The 18,109-nt window shown below is 54.0% G+C and carries 14 protein-coding genes and 2 pseudogenes; 3 read left to right on the plus strand and 13 right to left on the minus strand.

Going from position 1 to position 18,109, the window contains the following annotated elements; all coding sequences use genetic code 11:
• Positions 1-55 precede the first annotated feature (55 nt).
• Positions 56-3,361, minus strand: coding sequence for a non-ribosomal peptide synthetase (locus ACP4CD_RS11385; RefSeq protein WP_426994672.1), 3,306 nt, complete (start codon positions 3,359-3,361; stop codon positions 56-58).
• Positions 3,347-5,358, minus strand: a pseudogene (locus ACP4CD_RS11390) (fatty acyl-AMP ligase); the annotation flags it as partial. The gene ACP4CD_RS11385 and the pseudogene ACP4CD_RS11390, both read right to left, overlap by 15 nt.
• Positions 5,359-5,765: 407 nt before the next feature.
• Between ACP4CD_RS11390 and ACP4CD_RS11395 the strand changes: the two are divergent.
• Positions 5,766-5,981: pseudogene (locus tag ACP4CD_RS11395) on the plus strand (IS256 family transposase); the annotation flags it as partial.
• Between the two features lie 180 nt (positions 5,982-6,161).
• Here the strand turns inward: ACP4CD_RS11395 and ACP4CD_RS11400 are convergent.
• The 6 genes from ACP4CD_RS11400 to ilvE all read right to left on the minus strand — a co-directional run bounded on the left by ACP4CD_RS11400 (position 6,162) and on the right by ilvE (position 10,214).
• The gene (locus tag ACP4CD_RS11400; RefSeq protein WP_426994615.1) at positions 6,162-6,890 is read right to left on the minus strand and encodes a sugar kinase; all 729 of its coding nucleotides are present in this window, start codon (positions 6,888-6,890) and stop codon (positions 6,162-6,164) included.
• Positions 6,891-6,895: 5 nt separating this feature from the next.
• Positions 6,896-7,204 (minus strand): SPFH domain-containing protein, encoded by a 309-nt coding sequence (locus ACP4CD_RS11405; RefSeq protein ID WP_426994673.1) that lies wholly within the window; start codon positions 7,202-7,204, stop codon positions 6,896-6,898.
• Between the two features lie 129 nt (positions 7,205-7,333).
• Positions 7,334-8,122: a transglycosylase domain-containing protein gene (locus ACP4CD_RS11410; protein WP_426994616.1), complete on the minus strand. Its 789-nt coding sequence runs from the start codon at positions 8,120-8,122 to the stop codon at positions 7,334-7,336.
• A 45-nt stretch (positions 8,123-8,167) separates the two neighbouring features.
• Positions 8,168-8,578: a MauE/DoxX family redox-associated membrane protein gene (locus tag ACP4CD_RS11415; RefSeq protein WP_426994617.1), complete on the minus strand. Its 411-nt coding sequence runs from the start codon at positions 8,576-8,578 to the stop codon at positions 8,168-8,170.
• Between the two features lie 551 nt (positions 8,579-9,129).
• Complete coding sequence (locus ACP4CD_RS11420; RefSeq protein WP_426994618.1) at positions 9,130-9,339, minus strand: DinB family protein; 210 nt, start codon at positions 9,337-9,339, stop codon at positions 9,130-9,132.
• Positions 9,336-10,214, minus strand: coding sequence for a branched-chain-amino-acid transaminase (ilvE, locus tag ACP4CD_RS11425; RefSeq protein ID WP_426994619.1), 879 nt, complete (start codon positions 10,212-10,214; stop codon positions 9,336-9,338). The genes ACP4CD_RS11420 and ilvE overlap by 4 nt, the downstream gene beginning before the upstream one ends.
• 162 nt (positions 10,215-10,376) lie before the next feature.
• Between ilvE and ACP4CD_RS11430 the strand changes: the two genes are divergently transcribed.
• Positions 10,377-11,789: a PLP-dependent aminotransferase family protein gene (locus ACP4CD_RS11430; protein ID WP_426994620.1), complete on the plus strand. Its 1,413-nt coding sequence runs from the start codon at positions 10,377-10,379 to the stop codon at positions 11,787-11,789.
• Positions 11,790-11,870: 81 nt separating this feature from the next.
• On the opposite strand, the gene ACP4CD_RS11435 is transcribed toward ACP4CD_RS11430, so the two are convergent.
• Positions 11,871-12,299 carry a helix-turn-helix transcriptional regulator gene (locus tag ACP4CD_RS11435; protein WP_426994621.1) on the minus strand — a complete coding sequence of 143 codons (429 nt, stop codon included), beginning with the start codon at positions 12,297-12,299 and terminating at the stop codon, positions 11,871-11,873.
• 1,038 nt (positions 12,300-13,337) lie between these two features.
• Positions 13,338-13,874 carry a hypothetical protein gene (locus ACP4CD_RS11440; RefSeq protein ID WP_426994622.1) on the minus strand — a complete coding sequence of 179 codons (537 nt, stop codon included), beginning with the start codon at positions 13,872-13,874 and terminating at the stop codon, positions 13,338-13,340.
• A gap of 183 nt (positions 13,875-14,057) precedes the next feature.
• Between ACP4CD_RS11440 and ACP4CD_RS11445 the strand changes: the two genes are divergently transcribed.
• On the plus strand, positions 14,058-14,726 hold the full coding sequence (locus ACP4CD_RS11445) for a Crp/Fnr family transcriptional regulator (RefSeq protein ID WP_064024537.1): 669 nt from the start codon (positions 14,058-14,060) through the stop codon (positions 14,724-14,726).
• Here ACP4CD_RS11445 and ACP4CD_RS11450 read toward each other — a convergent pair.
• The 3 genes from ACP4CD_RS11450 to ACP4CD_RS11460 all read right to left on the minus strand — a co-directional run bounded on the left by ACP4CD_RS11450 (position 14,723) and on the right by ACP4CD_RS11460 (position 18,097).
• The gene (locus ACP4CD_RS11450) at positions 14,723-14,896 is read right to left on the minus strand and encodes a hypothetical protein (RefSeq protein WP_426994623.1); all 174 of its coding nucleotides are present in this window, start codon (positions 14,894-14,896) and stop codon (positions 14,723-14,725) included. The genes ACP4CD_RS11445 and ACP4CD_RS11450 overlap by 4 nt on opposite strands.
• Before the next feature lie 317 nt (positions 14,897-15,213).
• Complete coding sequence (locus ACP4CD_RS11455; RefSeq protein ID WP_071154874.1) at positions 15,214-15,753, minus strand: REP-associated tyrosine transposase; 540 nt, start codon at positions 15,751-15,753, stop codon at positions 15,214-15,216.
• Positions 15,754-16,492: 739 nt separating this feature from the next.
• Complete coding sequence (locus ACP4CD_RS11460; protein ID WP_426994624.1) at positions 16,493-18,097, minus strand: NCS2 family permease; 1,605 nt, start codon at positions 18,095-18,097, stop codon at positions 16,493-16,495.
• Between the last annotated feature and the right edge of the window lie 12 nt (positions 18,098-18,109).

Genomic DNA, 18,109 nt, shown 5'->3' on the forward strand with positions numbered 1-18,109 from the left:
TTATCAAGCCATTGGATGCGAACCAATTCGCCCCAACAATCTATGCAATTCGTCATCATTCCTCACTCTGACACTCAGCCATGCGATCAACGAATTTGGCTAGCGTCGTTGCCTCGAACAACACGTTGACGGGTAGATCGATTGCGAATATTTCCTGTATTTTTGCCATCACTTGCACGCCCGCCAATGAGTGTCCTCCCAGCTCGAAAAAGTCATCGTGAATGCTCAAACGATCAATACCCAGGACTTCACGCCAGATAGACGCTACCGCTTCCTCTGCCTCGTCGCGCGGCGCCACAAAGGTGTCTTGATCGTCGGTCCGAATTTCCGGCATTGGCAGGGCTTTGCGATCCAGCTTGCCATTGGCATTCAACGGCATGGACTCAAGCCATACCCAAGCCGATGGCTGCATGTAGTCGGGCAGTCCATCCTTAAGCAGAGACCTCAGTGCATCCTGAACCAAAGCATCACCGCTCCAATAGGCGACCAGACGCTTCATACCCGGTGTGTCTTCTCGAACGATGACGGCGGCGGCATTCACGCCTGGATGACGCAATAAGCAGGCTTCGATTTCACCGAGTTCAATGCGATAGCCTCTGATTTTGACTTGCTGATCGAAACGCCCTAAAAATTCAATATTTCCGTCCGCGCGATACCTCACCCGATCGCCAGTTCGGTATAAGCGTCCGCCGTTGTGCGCGAACGGATCAGGTACAAATCGTTCTGCGGTCAAACCGGGTTGGCCGAGATAACCACGGCTAATACCCTCGCCGCCAACCAGCAACTCGCCTGCCACACCGACTGGAACAGGCTGCATCGCCGCATCGACAATATGAATGCGCATATTGGCAATGGGAGTGCCTATCGGCAGAGTCGCATCGCAATCGGTCGGTTGTACGCGATATACGCTGCACCAAACGGTGGCTTCGGTCGGACCGTATTCGTTGAATAACTCGACGTTCGGTAAACGCGTGTGATGGAGTTCAGCCAAGACGCCTGGGCAAGCTTCGCCTGCGACAATGGCGGCATGCAGGCTTTGCAAAGCAACGCTGGGAACGTGCTCCAGTAACACTTGATATAACGAAGGCAAGGTTAAAAGGTGAGTGACCTGGTTTTGCTCAATCAAGGCACCCAATCCAAGCGGTTCTTTCAGTAAGTTGTCGTTAGGTAAACAAAGGGCAGCTCCCTGGCTTAAACTCCAGAAAATGCCAGCCACCGAGCTATCGAATGCAAACGACGGTAATAGCAGGTAACAATCAAGCGGTTCACGATAGTGAGTGCTTCTCGCCAATGTTGAATGCAACAGATTGGCATGGCTGACCACCACACCTTTGGGTTGACCGGTCGAACCGGAGGTGTAAATCAGGTAGGCAGCGGATGTCGGAAATCGCTTAACAGATGGGTTAGTCGCACTGTATGCGCCGAACTCATGCGGTTCGTCGACGCAGATTTTCACTAAGTGGCCGGAATCCAAAGCCGGTGCCAAGGACATCACAGTTAATAACCAATCAGCCCCAGCATCCTGAAACAAATAAGTCTGCCGTTCTTGGGGATAGCTTGGATCAACCGGCACATAGACCGCACCTGCTTTCAAGATGGCCAACATGCCGATCAATAAGGCAGAGCAACGGGGCATGCCTAATGCGATGCGACGCTCCGGACCGGCACCTTGTGCGATCAGATAATGCGCCAACCGGTTGGCTCGCTGATTTAACTCGACATAGGAAATTCGCTGCTCGCCAAATATCAAAGCCGTTGCCTGGGGTTGACGATCTACAGCCGCTTCAAATAGATCAACGATGCTCGGGTGCTCTGGGTAACAAGTTGTTGTGCTATTCCATGCAGCCAGCTGCTGTTTTTCCGGCACAGTCAAAAACGGTAATTGACTCAACCGGGCGGTGGGTTCCGCCAATATGCCGTTCAGCAGACATTGAAAATGTCCCAGCATACGCAGTGCTGTCAATCGGCTCATGACGTCACAACGATAGCTAAACACGACCTTCAAACCCTGATCAATTTCCGCGCATAACAAGGCCAAATCGAACTCTTCCGATCTTTCCGGCAAGGCAACCGTTGCAACCGCAACATCACCCCACTGGCCGGCAATACTCGATTGTCCCAAGGCAAGTGCCGCCGCCAAAGGATCATCCGCGGATTGCAACACGAACCAGGTCCGAAATGGTGCTATATCGTTGGCAGTGCGATGCAAAACCTTTTCCACCAACAACGCATAGGGATAATGTTGATGATCGAGTGCTTCCAGCACGGTGGTACTGACATGAGCCAAGTAATCGCAGAATGGCTGTTCGCCATGAGGTCGGCTACGTAATGCGACTGGATTGACGAAATAGCCCACTAAATCTGCAAATTCGCGCTTGGGTCGTCCTAAGGTTGGGCTGCCGACGATTAGATCGGTTTGACCACTATAGCGGTACAGCAGGGTCTTAAAGACACTCAATAACAGCGTATACAGCGTGGTGTGATGAATTGCGGCCAAGCACTTAAGTTTATTCAACGTTTCAGTCGAAATATGTAGCGTTTCCGCAGCGCTTTGGGTTGAATCAGCACCGGCAGATAATCGTTCACCTGGCAGCTCCACCCTGGGTAACTCACCAGCCAGCTGCCGCCGCCAATAGTTCAAGTCTTGTTCGGCGGCAGCGCTGTCCAGATAATTCCGTTGCCATGCGACATAATCCGAGTAAACCGACGTAGAGGATGGCAATAGAGATGTCTGACCGGCGCTTTGAGCTAAATAGAGTGTTTGTAACTCCGTCAGCAATACTTGCAGAGAACGAAAATCGACGATTAAATGATGCGCACAAAATGCCAGAACAGGATAGTCATCATCACAACTGAATACCCCGCATCTCAATAGCGGTCCATGCTCTAGGTCAAACGGCTTGTTGAAGAAACTATGCAGATTCTTCATTTGCTGCGAGTGATCACGGCAGTCAACCTGTTCCAGCCATGGCTCTAGTCGATCACGAGGTAGACAAACCGGATGTTGATCGGTGCCTAGCTTAAACCCAACACGCAATTGCGAATGTCGCTGATGCAATTCAATCAGTGCGCGCCCCAGCGCTTCGCGGTTTAATTCGTCCCTGATTTGCAATGCAATGAACATGTGATGCGATGCATTGTTGGGCGCTATTTGCGCGCGTGTCCACAATGCCTGTTGGTTGTATGACATCTCGGAGTTCAAAGCCCCATCTATGTCAGCGTTGGCAAGCGAAACAGGCGCGTTGGCGGCACGTTTGGCCAGACTCAGCGCAGTTGCAGCACAAACAGATAAGGTTGAGCTGCCGAGTAAATCAGTGATGGGTAGATCGATGCCTAGCAACTCGTCAATGAAATATTTCATTTCCACGGCTTTCAACGAGTCTAAGCCCAGTTGCGATAGCGTATGGTTTGTTTCGACGGTACCTGCGGCCAATCCGGATAATGCCGAGGCTTTCAGCGCAAGATGTCCCGCCAATAAATCGGCGGCGTTGCCGCTATCTATCGCCAGTAACGCTTGGCGCAATAAGCGGCGTTCGCTTGCCCCCGAATCAACACTCACTAAAGACTGTGATATTTCACTCGTCACTTGTAAGTTGTCGATGGCGATAAATTCAAACCCATGCTGGATAAAAAGCTCACGGCAAGCGTTTCGCCGAAGTTTTCCGCTACTGGTCTTTAAAATGGCACCGGGTTTTAGAAACAAAATCTGGTCGGCTTGGATACCGCATTCTTCGGTCAACCGGGCACGGATAGCCGAGAACTCGCTTCGATAATCACCTTGTCTGACCCGATTTCGTTTTAATTCGGCTAACACAATCAGCCTTTCGCCATCGCCTTCATCAACCGAAAATGCCGCTGTCGATGCAGGATTCAAAGCATCGGTTGCAGCTTCGACAGCGTACTCAAGATCGTGCGGATAATAATTACGGCCACGAATAATGATCAGATCTTTCAGGCGCCCGGAAACGAACAATTCTCCACCGTCGATAAATCCCAAGTCACCCGTGCGTAACCAGGGTTGGCCATGGGCATCGTAAACAAATGTTTTTCCGCTAACGTCAGGATTCTGCCAATAGCCCCGGGCGATACAGGGACCGCTCAGCCAAATTTCTCCGATTCGACCATTCGGGCAACAAGCGGCGTTATCAAGATCGACAATACGCAAGTCTTGTCCATCATGAATATCGATGGTTCCGCATCCTACAAGGCTTCTGGCATTCAATTGATGATCACCAATCGAATGGACTATGCCTTGCTCTAAGGCGGCTTTATCGAATGCGCGAATCTTTGGAAGGGATTGTTTAGCGCCGCCAGTCGCCAGTAATGTTGCTTCGGCCAGGCCATAGCAGGGATAAAATGAACGCCGTTGGAATCCACATGCCTTAAATGCGTCGCTGAATCGTTGCAAGGTCAGCGGATTGATAGGCTCGGCGCCATTGAATGCCAATTGCCAACTGCTCAGATCAATCCCCATCAATTCATCGCGATTGATTTTTTGGACGCACAAATCGTAAGCAAAGTTAGGACCGCCACTGGTATGCGCACGGTAATCGCTAATGGCTTGCAACCAGCGTAGCGGTTTTTCCAAAAACGCCATCGGCGCCATCAAAATTGCACTGGCGCCACAATACAGGGGTTGCATGACATTACCGATCAGGCCCATGTCGTGATAAAGCGGGAGCCAACCGACCACAGTCGACCGTTCGTCGTGGCCAAATCGGCGTTTGATTAACTGTTGATTAGCCATCAGGTTACCGTGGCTAATCATCACCCCCTTTGCGTCGCCGGTAGAGCCCGAGGTGTATTGTAGAAAGGCCAAATCCTTCGCTTGTAAGATAGGGGCCTGCCATGAGCTTGCATCGACATTGTGTTCGACGACATCAGTTTGCAACCAATGCTTGTCTAACAAATTACCCGTGGCGCCGGGGAAATGACGAATGTTCTTGGCAACTTGCTGGGTGGTAAGAATTATTTTGGCTTTGCTGTCATCGAGAATGGCCTGTAGTCTGGGCATATGCCGATTATTACTCGGCGGATAGGCCGGAACAGCAATCGCCCCTGCACAAAGGCAAGCAAAAAGGCTACGATGTAATCTAGGCCGGGCGGATAGAGTAATAAGGCTCGCTCACCTTGCAAACCCATCTGCTGCAACAATGCGGCTAATTGCCTGGATTTTGCATTCAGTTCGCCATAGGTCAGCGAATGCTGGCCTGATGCGCCATAATCCAAAAATGTATACGCAATCCGGTGAGGATGACATTCTGCGCGTCGCTGCAACACACCCGCCAGAGAAGTGGCTCCTTCTACCTTTAAAACATCATTGGCGGAACCATCAAAATAATGTCGCTCGTTTAACATCTTGCCTCCGGTTCTATCCAACCCAATATTGAATGAAATTTCGTCTTTGAATTTCCGCCCCTAATTTCAAATGCAATTCATAATCGCGTGTTGCTTTTGTCTTGTTACTAAGTGGCGTAAAACCGGTAGCGCTTGAGCGCTTTAGTCGGTTGACAATAGAAACCTAACGTTCCTTGAAACCGGTTATTTGAAATGGAGACGACTAACGGAAATAATTTCCCCACCATAGTGTTGGCGTAGCAACAGGTCAAAAGCACCCTTGCAATCTGTCCGTTTTTGCCCGGATGATGCAGTTGGGAGGGCTTGCGCCGAGAAATTGAACAGTCCATTAGAAGATGTCCAAAAACCCAGAAGAAAACATTCACCCTCCTTCAAAGCCAAACTTGCATTAACAAGTTGTTGATTTTATTTGCCATCGAACGACCTGCACTAAGAATTGCCTGTCCCGCAATACCTTGTTGGGTTTGGTGTTCCGACTGGCGCTGGTCGCCGAAAAAAGTTGGCGCAAGATACGCGGATTTAAACGCCTGCCAGAGGTGATTGAGGGCATCCGTTTTCAGGACGGCATCGCTGTCATCACGGAAACGTGGAAAACTGAAGAAACCCAGCAGATGGCCGCCTGATTCAATTCAGCCGTACACCAGATTTGACTATTTCTCTTAGTCCTATGGCCGGTTCCGAGCATTTGATACTTCAAAAACCCATCAGTGCCAAAGCTGGTCTTTTGTTGTTGGCGTCAGATTGGTTTCAATTTGAAACCGGCGGGGGCGTTGAAATACCTAAATATGTGTCAAATTCCAAATTCAAACGATCAATTGCCCTTGAGTCGCTGCCAAACTGATCGTCACCACGGTACCGGAATTGAATGCCAAGTAGTCGGTTTCAATACCGTCCGAGAAGATCACGCCATTTTCAGGCATCTGCGATTCCAGTTTGAGCGGCGTGGCGAGTGTGATGGCGCCGAATACCAAGCTGGTACCGGTAGTCAGGCTCGGAAACGGTTCACGAACGGTAAATTGCAAGCGTTGTTCATGCCAGGCAAAACCCTTCTTAAGCGGATGGGACTCGCTGCCGGAAACGCCTAAGGCCCCTGCCAAGATCGACTGAAACCAGCCTGTCGAGCCAAAGCCTGTCGAGATAATGATGCCCGACGATGATTGAGTTTCCTCTCGGCCATTCCACGACAGCAGGTATCGGGCCGAAGTGTGGCTTTTCGGTCCGACAAACAGGTCATTGACTGCCAGAATGCGTTGACCATCATTGGTCTTTGCCTCAGCAAAGGTAATGGTTTTACAAGCCGATTTTCCGGCTATCGTTTTCGTCACCGCTGATTGTAACTCCCCTATTTCGAAGGGCAGCAGTTTCCCATCCCATCGGCCAGGATCGGGATTGATGGCAATGACCGGCTGGCCTTCGAGATATTTCAGGGTATTGGCTACCAGTCCATCCTGGCCGATGGTGACCACGATATCAGTTGGTCCAAACTGGTAATTGGGCAGCAAACGCCGTTCCAGCAGTTGAAACCGGCCCAATGCTTTCAGCGTCCGTTCGGCCTCTTGCAGACGCCGCTGATATCCGACAGTTTCAATGGGTCTTCCGAAACATAAGTCAGACCGTCGTTTTTCAGGCTGTAATTCAGCATCTCGGCCATGCTTTCCGGCTCGGCCACACGATACGTCATCTGGCCTTGCACAGTCACAGATTGAAAGTCTGCAGTCAACAGCTTGAAAATGAAGGGAGCTTCCTGAGCACTGACCGGTACGGCGGCGATCGAAGCCGTGGCGACATTGTATAAAAAGCTCAAGCCTTTGCCTTTTTTTCGAACCTTGCCATTGACGGTTTTAATGACAAACGTTGATCCTGAATCCGGCGTTTTTGTCGTTACTTATGACCACCTTTTTAAGTAGTATGAATTCTGCCTTTAGAAGCGTCCGGGATTATTAGACCATTTCAAATGTGACTCACCGAGCCTGACTTAATGTGACGGGCCTGACGGAATTACGGGTTGGCTGTGTCCGACCGCTGAATTGGCTTGAATCTGCGGTTTTGCGTCAGTGATGAGCCGTAGCATAGCCATAAAGATCTCTTCTCCGAGCGAGCCTTTAGTCTTACCGTCGTACTCTGTATCCAGAACGCTCGCCGGTTGGTACGCGCCCGACAGGTATGCGTTGATTCGTGCGGTGCGCTCAAGCAGCGCGGAAGAACCGGGAACGAACCGGTCCGGAGCGGCAAGCATGGCTACCAGCGACTTGAATTCTCCATCCGAAAGGGCGGCAAAATTCCGGTGAAAATAGGTTTCGGCGGCGGCGGAAAAACCATAAATCGCGACACCGTTCACTTGCCCCAGGTATGCGGTATTCAGCAGCAACGCCAGTTGTTCTTCTTTCGACACCAGCGTATCGAATGCGTACCGGGCTATCAAGGTTTGGCGAATCTTGGCGATACCCTTCTGAAATCCGTCTGGAAAATATAACAGCTTGACCAAGCCCTGGCTGATCGTCGTCATGCCCGCACCCGGTGTGTAGAGGTCCACCCCATGGTGTTCGAAAAAGGCCGGATCCTCGATCGCCAGCAGCCATTGCAAACGTTGGAGCGGCAGATCCCGTAAGCTGATCCGTTTGCCGTGGGTTTGCCAGGCTACGGCTAGAATTTTGGGCGTCTCGCTACGCGCAACACGGATTTCGTTGGCATAGTAGCCAGTCAACACAGCGCCGGAAAGCAAAAGCAGGACCGCGACAACACGCGTCAGTGGTCTAAAATTCACGCTGCACACCTAGAGCAAACCCTAGCGTCCGGATCCGCCGGTCAGTCATGCAATGTCCCGTCTAAGCCACGATTGATGCCTGGGCAATACCAGGCAAAGCAATCCTAGAAAGAAATAGTCGAGCATCTGATTGACGGAAGACCATTCTTGCAGGATGTAGTGACCGATGAGCAGGCTTAGCATGAAGGCGAACCAGCCGTAAATGGCGAGTACTTTATGGCGATTGCTGAGAAGCACGCAGCCGAGTCCGATTTCGATGAACGGTATGGCCTGCAGATAAGCATTCACCAGCCATGCGGGAAGCCGGATTCGCAGTCCGCCTTGAAACAACCCCGCATAGTATTCGAAAAAACCGCCGTGGCTGAAAAACTTGCTGGTGCCGGCAGTGAGCAGAATGATCGCCATCAGCACGCGAACGACGCGTTCGGCGTCTTTTAGAGTTGATTGTTCAATCATGGTAAGTCTCCAGGTGCTAAAAGATACGGCGCATCGACAATCGTCGCGGCAAATTTACCGGCATCCCAATCGTTGTCCGGTTAGGCGTCGTCGTTCTCACATTACCCCCAACGCTTTAAGCGCGCTTTTACCCAGCTCTACGAGCTTGCCGGCGTCGGCCGCATTGCGCATATTCATATTCAATGCAAAGGTGTAAACGCGGTCTTGCTTCTCCATCCGACCCACCAACCGACTCCCGGACCCGGCGCATTTTGCCAGCCGGTCTTGCCGTATAACTTCCAGCCTTCTCCTTCTTCCAACAGGACAATTTCGCGGACACTGGCTTGAATGGCTCTGGGAAACGGCAACTGGCCTTGGGCAAGTTTTGTGGTTGAACAAAGTGGTCAACACAATCGCTACGCTTAGCACTTTGTCCAGCCCGCTAGACAAGGCGATGCGCCGTTGCAAGTCGTCGGCTTGCAAGCCTAGCATCAATCCAGCAAGGCTTGGTCGCAATCGGTTTGCGCCACCCGCAATTCGGCAAAATCGGCGTAAAGCTGCAAATCCAAGCGTTAGTAAGGTACCGGTTGGCCTTGCAAACGGGCCAGCCAGACGCAATCGCCCAGCAGCAAATGGTTCCAGGTGCCGTGGATGGAACGAAAAAATACGCCCCTATCCTGTTTGCGATCATCGTCATTCAAAGTAGCGCAGGTGTCGTACAGACGCTGATTGACCCACTGGCTGTATCGCGCCTGCAACTGCAAATTTTCCAATAAATTCATAAGACCACTCCGCACTCTTGGTCTATGATCCGCCGAAAAGCCTGTTGCAAGCGTTGGAATACCGGGCCGGGGCAACCAGGCAATGATCGGCAATCGATACTGGCGACCGGAATCAGTTCCGCCCCGGTGCCGGTCAAGAAACATTCGTCGGCGGCGTAGAGGTCGTACACGCCCAATGGCTGCTCCCTGGTTTCGATACCATTGTCTTGCGCCAACTTTAACACCAATTCTCGGGTGATGCCTTCCAGCGCGCCTTCGCTGCACGGCGGCGTCAGCAAGCGGCCGTCGCGGACGAGGAAGATGTTGTCGGCGGTGCCTTCGGCCACCCGCCCTTGGGCATTCAGTAATATCGCTTCGTCGGCACCGGCATGGTTGGCTTCGATTTTGGCCAGAATGTGGTTCAAATAATTCAGGCTTTTGATGCGCGGATCGAGGCCGTCGGCCGGCAAGCGGCGTACCGAGGACACGATTAGCCGCGCCCCGGCCTGTTGTTCAGCGATTGCAATCATCGTCAACTGGTCGGCGATGGCGATGACATTGGGCTGCGAACAGCTATTGGGATTCAAGCCCAGCGGTCCGGCGCCGCGTGTGACCATTAAACGGATATAGCCGTCATCGTCGGCAAACGCTTCGATCAGTCGTTCGATCACGGCATTCAATTCTTCGGTGGAGAGTGGTATTGCCAGCGCAATCGCCCGCGCCGACAGCTGTAGCCGCTGCAAGTGCCGTTGCAGACGGAAGGCACGGCGCTTGTAAAAGCGTATGCCTTCGAACACGCCGTCGCCGTATAACAAACCGTGGTCGTTGACCGGAACGGTCGCCTGTTCTGTGGGTAGCAGTTGGCCGTTCAACCAAGTTACCGATTGCTTGACCATCGTATCCTCCTGAGCTGTTCTAATGAGTTGGTTGGAGGCGCTACTTTAGGCTATGATCCGGCAATCGATACAGATGCAAACTCAGTTAATTATATCGATACAATTTTGACCACAATTGAATTGTATCGGTTGCCAAACGCCGAAACTGTATTGCCCGCCGCCATGAATCTTCGTTACGAAAACCTCGCCGAACATTTATATAACGCCATCGCCCAGAATCTGTACCGGCCAGGGGAACGCCTGCCCAGCGTACGCCAGCTTAGCCGGCAGCACCAAGTCAGCACCGCGACGGCGGTCAGCGCCTTGCGTTTGCTGGAGGATCAGGGCCATCTCGAAGCCAGGCAGCGTTCTGGCTATTACGTCAAACCGCGCCCACGCAGTTCGCTGCATGAACCAACGATGTCGGCGCCGCCGCGCGAACCAACGCTGGTGACGGGTCAGGAATGGGTATTGCGTCTGGTCAAGGCCACCAACGATCCGAAGATCGTGCAATTGGGCGCGGCGGTGCCGGCGGCGGCATTTTTACCGACACAAAAAATGGCCCAGCTGTCGGCCAGTGTCGCCCGCCGTTACAGTCAGCGCATTGCCAATTACGAGTTCCCACCGGGTGAACCGGAATTACGCCGGCAAATTGCCAGGCGCATGTCGGAACAGGGCTGCCCGGTCGATCCCGACGACATCCTGATCACCAACGGCTGCCAGGAAGCAATGACGCTAGCCTTGCGGGCGGTTACCAAGCCGGGAGACATCGTCGCCGTCGAATCGCCGACCTTTTACGGGCTGTTGCAAGTCATCGAATCGTTATCACTGCGCGCGATCGAGATTCCGACCCATCCGCGCGATGGCATCGCGCTGGACGCACTGCAACTGGCCTGCGAGCAATGGCCGATCAAGGCGTGTATCGCGGTGCCCAATTACAGCAACCCCTTGGGCTACTGCATGAGCGACGAACGCAAACGCGCGCTGGTAGAGTTGGTCAACCGCCATAAAATCGCGCTGATCGAAGACGATATATACGGCGACTTGGGTTTCGGCCCGCAACGGCCGGCTATGGCGAAAAGCTGGGACAGCGAAGGCCGGGTGTTGTATTGCTCGTCGTTTTCCAAATCGCTGTGCCCCGGTTTACGGGTGGGTTGGCTGGTGGCGGGACCGTACCTGGAGCAAACCGAGTACCTGAAATACGTCGGCAATCTGGCGACGCCGACTCACGCGCAATTGACGGTCGCGGAAATGCTGGCCAAAGGCGGCTACGAACGGCATCTGCGTCAAGCGCGCAACCAATACCGGCAAGCGGTGGACAGAATGACGGCGGCCATCGGCGCTTATTTTCCGCTCGGCACCCGCATGACCCAGCCGGAGGGCGGCTTCGTGATCTGGGTGGAGTTGCCGGAAACGGTCGATGCGACGGCGCTGAGCCGGCGAGCATTGGAGCGAGGCATCAGCATCGCGCCCGGTCCAATGTTCTCGGCGACGCAAAAATACCGCAATTTCATCCGCCTGAATTGCGCGGTGGATTGGGACGAACGGGTCAATCAGGCCTTGGTCAGATTGGCACAGATGGTCGGCGGGCAATGACCTGGGTTTTACTGCCCTCCCCTGCAATTCAAAGAGGCCTCATCGAACAGACGTTTGCACTAGAACAATCTGGTTCTAAGTCTACTCCGCTAATTTCAATGCGCTGGGCGACACGCCATATTGCTTTTTAAATACCCGGCTGAAATGCGCCAAGTCGTTAAAGCTCCCACGAAAGGCAATCCGCGAAATCGTCAATCCCGCCGTTTGCCGTTGCGCGATCGCTTGATGGCAACGCTCCAAGCCTCGCTGCAGAACATAGCGCATCAGAGATTGCTGTTCTTGTTCGAACAGGGCATTGATATAGCGCGGCGACGGTCCGACGGCTTGGGCAATGCCGCTTGCATTCAGCGCCGAATCGGCCAGTCGCCGTTCGACATGGCGTTTGATTTCCATCTCAGCAATGGCCAGCGACCTTGATGACAGGATAGTTTGGGCCGAATCTCGACCAACGCCAATACCAACAAGTCCAACAAGTCCAACAAGTCCAACAAGTCCAACAAAGTCCAACAAAGTCCAACAAAGTCCAACAAAGTCTCGCACAAGCTGTCCAGTGCCGACTGATGAGTTGCGGCAAGCGGGCAGACCACGATTTCAAGAAGTCCGCGGCCACCTTAGCTGCACCAAACCGATGGCCGTACACAAAAAACGAGACAGGCAACATTGCTAGTGGAACGGAGAAGAATGGCGTCCAAATCCGCTCCCGGCGGATTTGTCTTTTGGATACTTTTCTTTCGACTGCATGGATGCAGGAGGTAGAGCAATGCAGGAGCAATTGCCGAGGCCAAGCACAAATTCGTCTGGAACGAATTTGAACAGCCGATAGGCTGGCCCGCTGGGCGAAAACCAGAGATGGTTTTCGTAGAAAAAGAAACTCGGCTGTCGGGCCGAAACCCGACATTAAAATCAGTCGCGGCAAATTCAACAACATACGTACGATTACGCTACCGCTAATCGTACCTACGCGGGCTGGAGCCGCCCAAGCCACGCGGCCGGAGTACAAATCTAGATTTGTACTCCAATGCGACGATCCCATGACGCCAAGCTCCGCAGCTGTCGGGCCGAGACCCGACATTAAAATCAGTCGCAGGCAAATTCAACAACATGCGTACGATTACGCTACCGCTAATCGTACCTACGCGGGCTGATTGAGCAACGTTACAATCGCGACGGGAGTTGTCCCCTGATGCCGCGCCGAGCACCGGAGGGTTTGAGCGGATTCGCCCGACAGGGGCGCGGCAGGGATGCCGCGCGTTTTCGGAGGGCTATGGATAGCCCTTCCGAAAACCCCGCTCAAACCCGCAGGAGCGCAGGACAAATCGGCAGGATAGCCGATTTGCATGCGATAGCACCCGCAGGGCGAGGCACAAGGATGTGCCGAGTGATTCAAGCGGCATGGGGTGGCCTTTTCTTTGGTTTCTTTCTTTTGGCCAAGCAAAAGAAAGAAACTCGGCTGTCGGGCCGAGACCCGACATTAAAATCAGTCGCGGCAAATTCAACAACATGCGTACGATTACGCTACCGCTAATCGTACCTACGCGGGCTAAGAAATCATCGGAATTCATCTGGGTCTTTCAAGCCAATTCTTATTAAATCGCCAGGTTTGAGTTGATAGTTACTATTGCCAAGATCTTTCCGAATTTCACGATACATTGCGTCTACGGCTTTAAGTATGTCGCCTCCACTCCCTGAGACTCTTCGAAAATCAAGATACGCGGTTATCACACCAGGCGAGGCCCATAACAGCAAGCCACGATTGAGTTTTTGGTAATCCTCTTTCAACCACTCAGGGAGGTTTTCCTCGTTGAGGTCGCCAACCTCAATTGATTGGAACTTCTCGACAAGATCGAAGAAAATCTTGTACACCTCAATTTTGCTGGCGCGATGACTTTCTGCAATATCTCGTGATTTCGATTGCCATTGCGCATACCACAAGCCAAATAGGCCCAATGAGGCAGTGATTAGTGCAGCTGCGACGCTGGCATTCAAAGACTGAAACCACTGAAATGCTGAATAGGTAGCCCAAAGAACAATGGCGGTGATCACTAGAAATGCCACGCCACCTGCTATCACTTGCCTCTTGTTCACTTTGTCATGTCTCCCTAGGTGCCCAACTAGTTATTAGGTAGTTCTGTATATCACACACTACAGCGAGATATACCGAGTCAAATCCATTCTAACAAACCGACCAAGCGCGCGACAGCCCCACGCTCACCCACCCAAAAAATCCCCTTATAATCCAGCCACAAAAAATCCCCGCCGGAGACCGCCATGCTCAAACATGCCAACGCCTGGAAAGACCGCTTCCCGGAATTCGCCGGTTGCCGGGACGCGGTGGTGGAACAATTGATGGCGGCGGCGACGCTGGTGACAGTACCGGCGGGGCAGCAGGTGTTTTATCCGGGCAAGACTTGCGAGCATTATTTGTTGCTGCTGTCCGGCAGCGTCAAGGCGCAGATTTTGTCGGCCGACGGCCGCGAGGTGTTATTGTACCGGGTGTTGCCGGGCGACTCCTGCGTGCTGACCACCTCCTGCCTGCTCGGCGACAGCCAGTATCCGGCCGAGGGTTACAGCGAAACCGACGTTAGCGCCTTCGCGATTCCGGCCCACGTGTTCCACCGCTGCCTGCAGCAGTCGGCGTTCTTCCGCGAATTCGTGTTTCGCAATTTCTCGACGCGGCTGGCCGACGTGATCAAGCGGATGGCGGCGCTGAGTTTCGCCAGCATCGACCAGCGCCTGGCGCAAACCCTGTTGGCGGCCGACGGCCCCACGATCCACAAAACCCATCAGGAACTGGCGCTGGAATTGGGTTCGGTGCGGGAAGTGGTGTCCCGACACTTGAAGCGCTTCGAAAGCCTGGGTTGGTTGAATTTGCAGCGCGGCAGCATCGAAATCCTCGACGCCGCCGCGTTGCGGGGATTGCTGACCGGCGGCGACTAATCGTCGCGCTGTTGGCGTTGTTCGTTGCCCAGCAGTTGGATGAAGATAAAACCCAGTATAAAACCCAAACCCGCCGCCAACATCAGCGGCAATGCGAACGGGATGTCGTGCGGATCGCGCAGATTCATGTGCAAAATGCTCTCGGCAAAACCGAAGATTAGTTCTCTCATAGCCATTACCTACCGTTTTTTAGTTATCGGAATGCCCGCGATACCGGCTGACGGCGGCGGACGGTGCCAATGTAACGCTGGGGTTAATGGCCCTCAGTGACTAAGTCACCGAGGCGGCGTACAAATCCAGATTTGTACTCCAATGAGTCGCTGGCGCCGGTTGCCGGCTTTGAGTTTGTTGTCTTCTTTCGACAATGCGTTGCCGCCAACCCAACGGTCGTGAATTCCAGCCTTGATTAGGACTTAATACCGCCAAACCGCATCCATTTTTAGCGGGCATCAAAGCTTGGATGTGCAACTCAGGATTTGTATTCCCGCTAATCGTCCCGGTCTTCCGGCAAATTCAGGCTACGATAACCGGCGTGCTCGGTAAATTGCCTGGCCAAACGCTCGCGCCCCAAACTCGCCAAGGTTTGACCAAAACTGGAATACGGGTAGTCCTCCAAGCGGCTCGCGTAACCGTGCTTAACCGGATTGTTCAGCAGATAATTCAAGCGCACGTAGTAGTCGCGTTCGTCGCGCGGGCAGTAGTCCCAATAGTTCCACCAAATCGGTAATTCGGAATGTTGGCGGTCCAGGATATAGCGGGCCGACAACACGTGGAGTTTGCGGAAGATTTTCGGCAAGTCGCTCCCAAGAGCGCTGGTCGCCATCAGATGGTAGTGGTTGTCGAGTATCACCCAGTGTTCAAGTTGCCAAGCTTTTTCGGCCAGACAATCCCGCATGGTTTCCAACAAATATTGCTTAACGTCGTGGTCTCGCAGTAGCGGCCGCCTTCGATAAATCGCACCAGTGACGAAATATTGCGCGCGATCGAGTTGTAAATGCGCCGGCGCGTGTCGACCTTTCTTAAACATCGGCTTCAACTCCCCGGAAAGTCCTCTTCCGAGTCTAACGAAATTTATCGGTAGTACAAATCTATATTTGTACTACGGGAGACGGACAACCGGACCAAGAACCAGCATATTTAGAGTGTGGACTAGGCGGATGGCGAAAACTTATCGCAGGCGCGATAAACGCCAAGCTTCGTAACCTATCAGCCGGCGAACCCAACTGGACTTGCACTCCGAAACGCCGCTCTCGCCGAAAAGTCCGCTAATTTTCGGCTAGCGCGTTTCCAGTTCAGTCGGTAATATCCGCCAAAGCAAGCGTCGTGCTTGGAGTACAAATCTAGATTTGTACTCCGGCTAACGGACAACCAGACCCCGAGCCAGCATCTTAAGAGAATGGACTAAGCGGATGGCGAAAACTTATCTCAGGCGCGATAACCCCAGAAGCTTTGCAACCTATCAGCCGACGCCCCCATCTGGAGTTGCACTCGGAAACGCCGCTCTCGCCGGAAAATCCGCTATTTTTCTACTAGCGAGTTCCCGGTCAGTCGGCTTTGTCCACCAGAGCAAGCGTCGTGTCATGGAGTACAAATCTAGATTTGTACTCCCGATTTTCCCCGGACGCCCGCCAGCCGCCCATCCAAAACGCCGCCGCCATCGCCGCGTAGCCTGCCGACGAAAAGCCGCGAACAACGTCATTCCACGCAAAGTGATTGATGGCAAAGACTTGGCGGATGACTGAGGCCTAACCAATACCGCGATCAACTCAAAGCCGCCAAGCGACGCAGGCAATTTGCCGGAGTACAAATCTAGATTTGTACTCCCGATTTTTGCAGGGCGCCCGCCAGCCGCCCATCCAAAACGCCGCCGCCATCGCCGCGTAGCCTGCGACGAAGGGCCAGGTCGTGGCCGGGCCGTAGGCGTTGACGATGGCGCCGCCGGCGATCGCGTAACCGTGCATCAGGCCGGTGGCGCTGATCGCGGCGGCGGCCAGCGCCCAATAAGCGGCGGCGCGGTAGCGAGCTTCGATTAAACAGACTGTCAGCGCCGACCAAATCATCGACGTGAAAATAAAACCGCGTTCCAGCGCAATCAAGCCGCCGATGGGCAACTGTTGCGTCAACGCGGTCAAGCCGACCGTTTCGACGTTGGCGCCGGCGGCACGCAAGCCGCTTTCCAGCATCAACAGACCCCAACCCGCCAGGGCCGGGAAGAAACCGACCACGACGGCCGGGGCATGGTCGGCCGGCGTGGCCTGAAAGGCTTGGGCGGCGATGGTGATACCTATCCACAGCAAAATCGCCGCTCCGGCCTCGACCGGCACCAACGCCGCCACCCAGCCGACCAAGCCCAACAGGCACAGCAGGGTGATGGCGACGCCGTTGGCCACCGAATAACCGGCGCCGGCGCCCATCTTTTTCCAGCCGGGATGGCCGATGTAGATCGTGGTCGGAAATACGCTGCCGCAGCAGGCCGCCGCGATCGTACCGACGCCGTTCATCGCCAGCGAACTGCGCACGCCGAAGCGGTCGCCGGCCGCCTCGGCGCTTTCCAGATTTTGCAGCGAGCCAATCAGGTTGAACAAGCCCATCGGCACGATGACCGGCAGAAATTGCAGCAAATAGTTCGAGAAAGTCGCTTCCAGCAAATCGCCGAGATACAACGCCGGCCATTGCGGATTCAGCGCGAACGCGGCGTTCAACGCGGTGGCATCCATCCGCCCCAAGCCCCAAGCCAACCCGGTGCCCAACACCACCGCGACCAGACCGGCCGGCACGTCGAAGGGCAGGCGCAATCGGCCGATGTACTGCAGCAGAATCACCGCCAGCGGCAGCAAGCCGACCAAGGGCTGAGCGAATATCCGAAAGCAAAAATCCATGGCAATGAACGTGATTGCGATGCCGGCCAGCGTCGCCAGCAGGGCCGCGCGCGGCGTGATGCGCTTAACCCAGCTGGCCAGAAAGGCGCCGGCCAGCTCAATGACGCCGGAACCCAGGCAGGCCGCCAAACCAACCCGCCAGGCCAATTCGGCGTCGTGGCTTTGCTCCAACACCGGCTTCATCACGAACAACACGTGAGCGAACAAGGACACGGTGTTGACGCCGTAGGGCAGCGCGGTCACTTGTGCTTGGCCGGTCGCCAACGCTAGCCGGCGCGCCTGCCAGGCGTAAAAGCCATTGCCGACCAGCAGACTCACCGCGACGCCGGGCAAAATTCGCCCAAACACCAGATCGCCCGGCATTTGCAACACATTGCCGCACAGCACGACGATCAGGATCAGTTGAATCAGGTTATCGACAAACAGGCCGAAAAAGCCATCCAAATCGCCGGCCCGCCACCAGCGGAACGACGTGTGCGCATCGCTTGGCATCGTAGTTCCGGC

It is taken from the genome of Methylomonas stagni, assembly GCF_050154735.1.
GTDB lineage: Bacteria > Pseudomonadota > Gammaproteobacteria > Methylococcales > Methylomonadaceae > Methylomonas > Methylomonas koyamae_A.

Coding starts and splice junctions, on each gene's coding strand:
- ACP4CD_RS11385 (WP_426994672.1), bottom strand. CDS start 3,361: ATGAAATATTTCATTGACGAGTTGCTAGGCATCGATCTACCCATCACT.
- ACP4CD_RS11415 (WP_426994617.1), bottom strand. CDS start 8,578: ATGATTGAACAATCAACTCTAAAAGACGCCGAACGCGTCGTTCGCGTG.
- ACP4CD_RS11430 (WP_426994620.1), top strand. CDS start 10,377: ATGAATCTTCGTTACGAAAACCTCGCCGAACATTTATATAACGCCATC.
- ACP4CD_RS11420 (WP_426994618.1), bottom strand. CDS start 9,339: ATGAATTTATTGGAAAATTTGCAGTTGCAGGCGCGATACAGCCAGTGG.
- ilvE (WP_426994619.1), bottom strand. CDS start 10,214: ATGGTCAAGCAATCGGTAACTTGGTTGAACGGCCAACTGCTACCCACA.
- ACP4CD_RS11445 (WP_064024537.1), top strand. CDS start 14,058: ATGCTCAAACATGCCAACGCCTGGAAAGACCGCTTCCCGGAATTCGCC.
- ACP4CD_RS11455 (WP_071154874.1), bottom strand. CDS start 15,753: ATGTTTAAGAAAGGTCGACACGCGCCGGCGCATTTACAACTCGATCGC.
- ACP4CD_RS11460 (WP_426994624.1), bottom strand. CDS start 18,097: ATGCCAAGCGATGCGCACACGTCGTTCCGCTGGTGGCGGGCCGGCGAT.
- ACP4CD_RS11450 (WP_426994623.1), bottom strand. CDS start 14,896: ATGAGAGAACTAATCTTCGGTTTTGCCGAGAGCATTTTGCACATGAAT.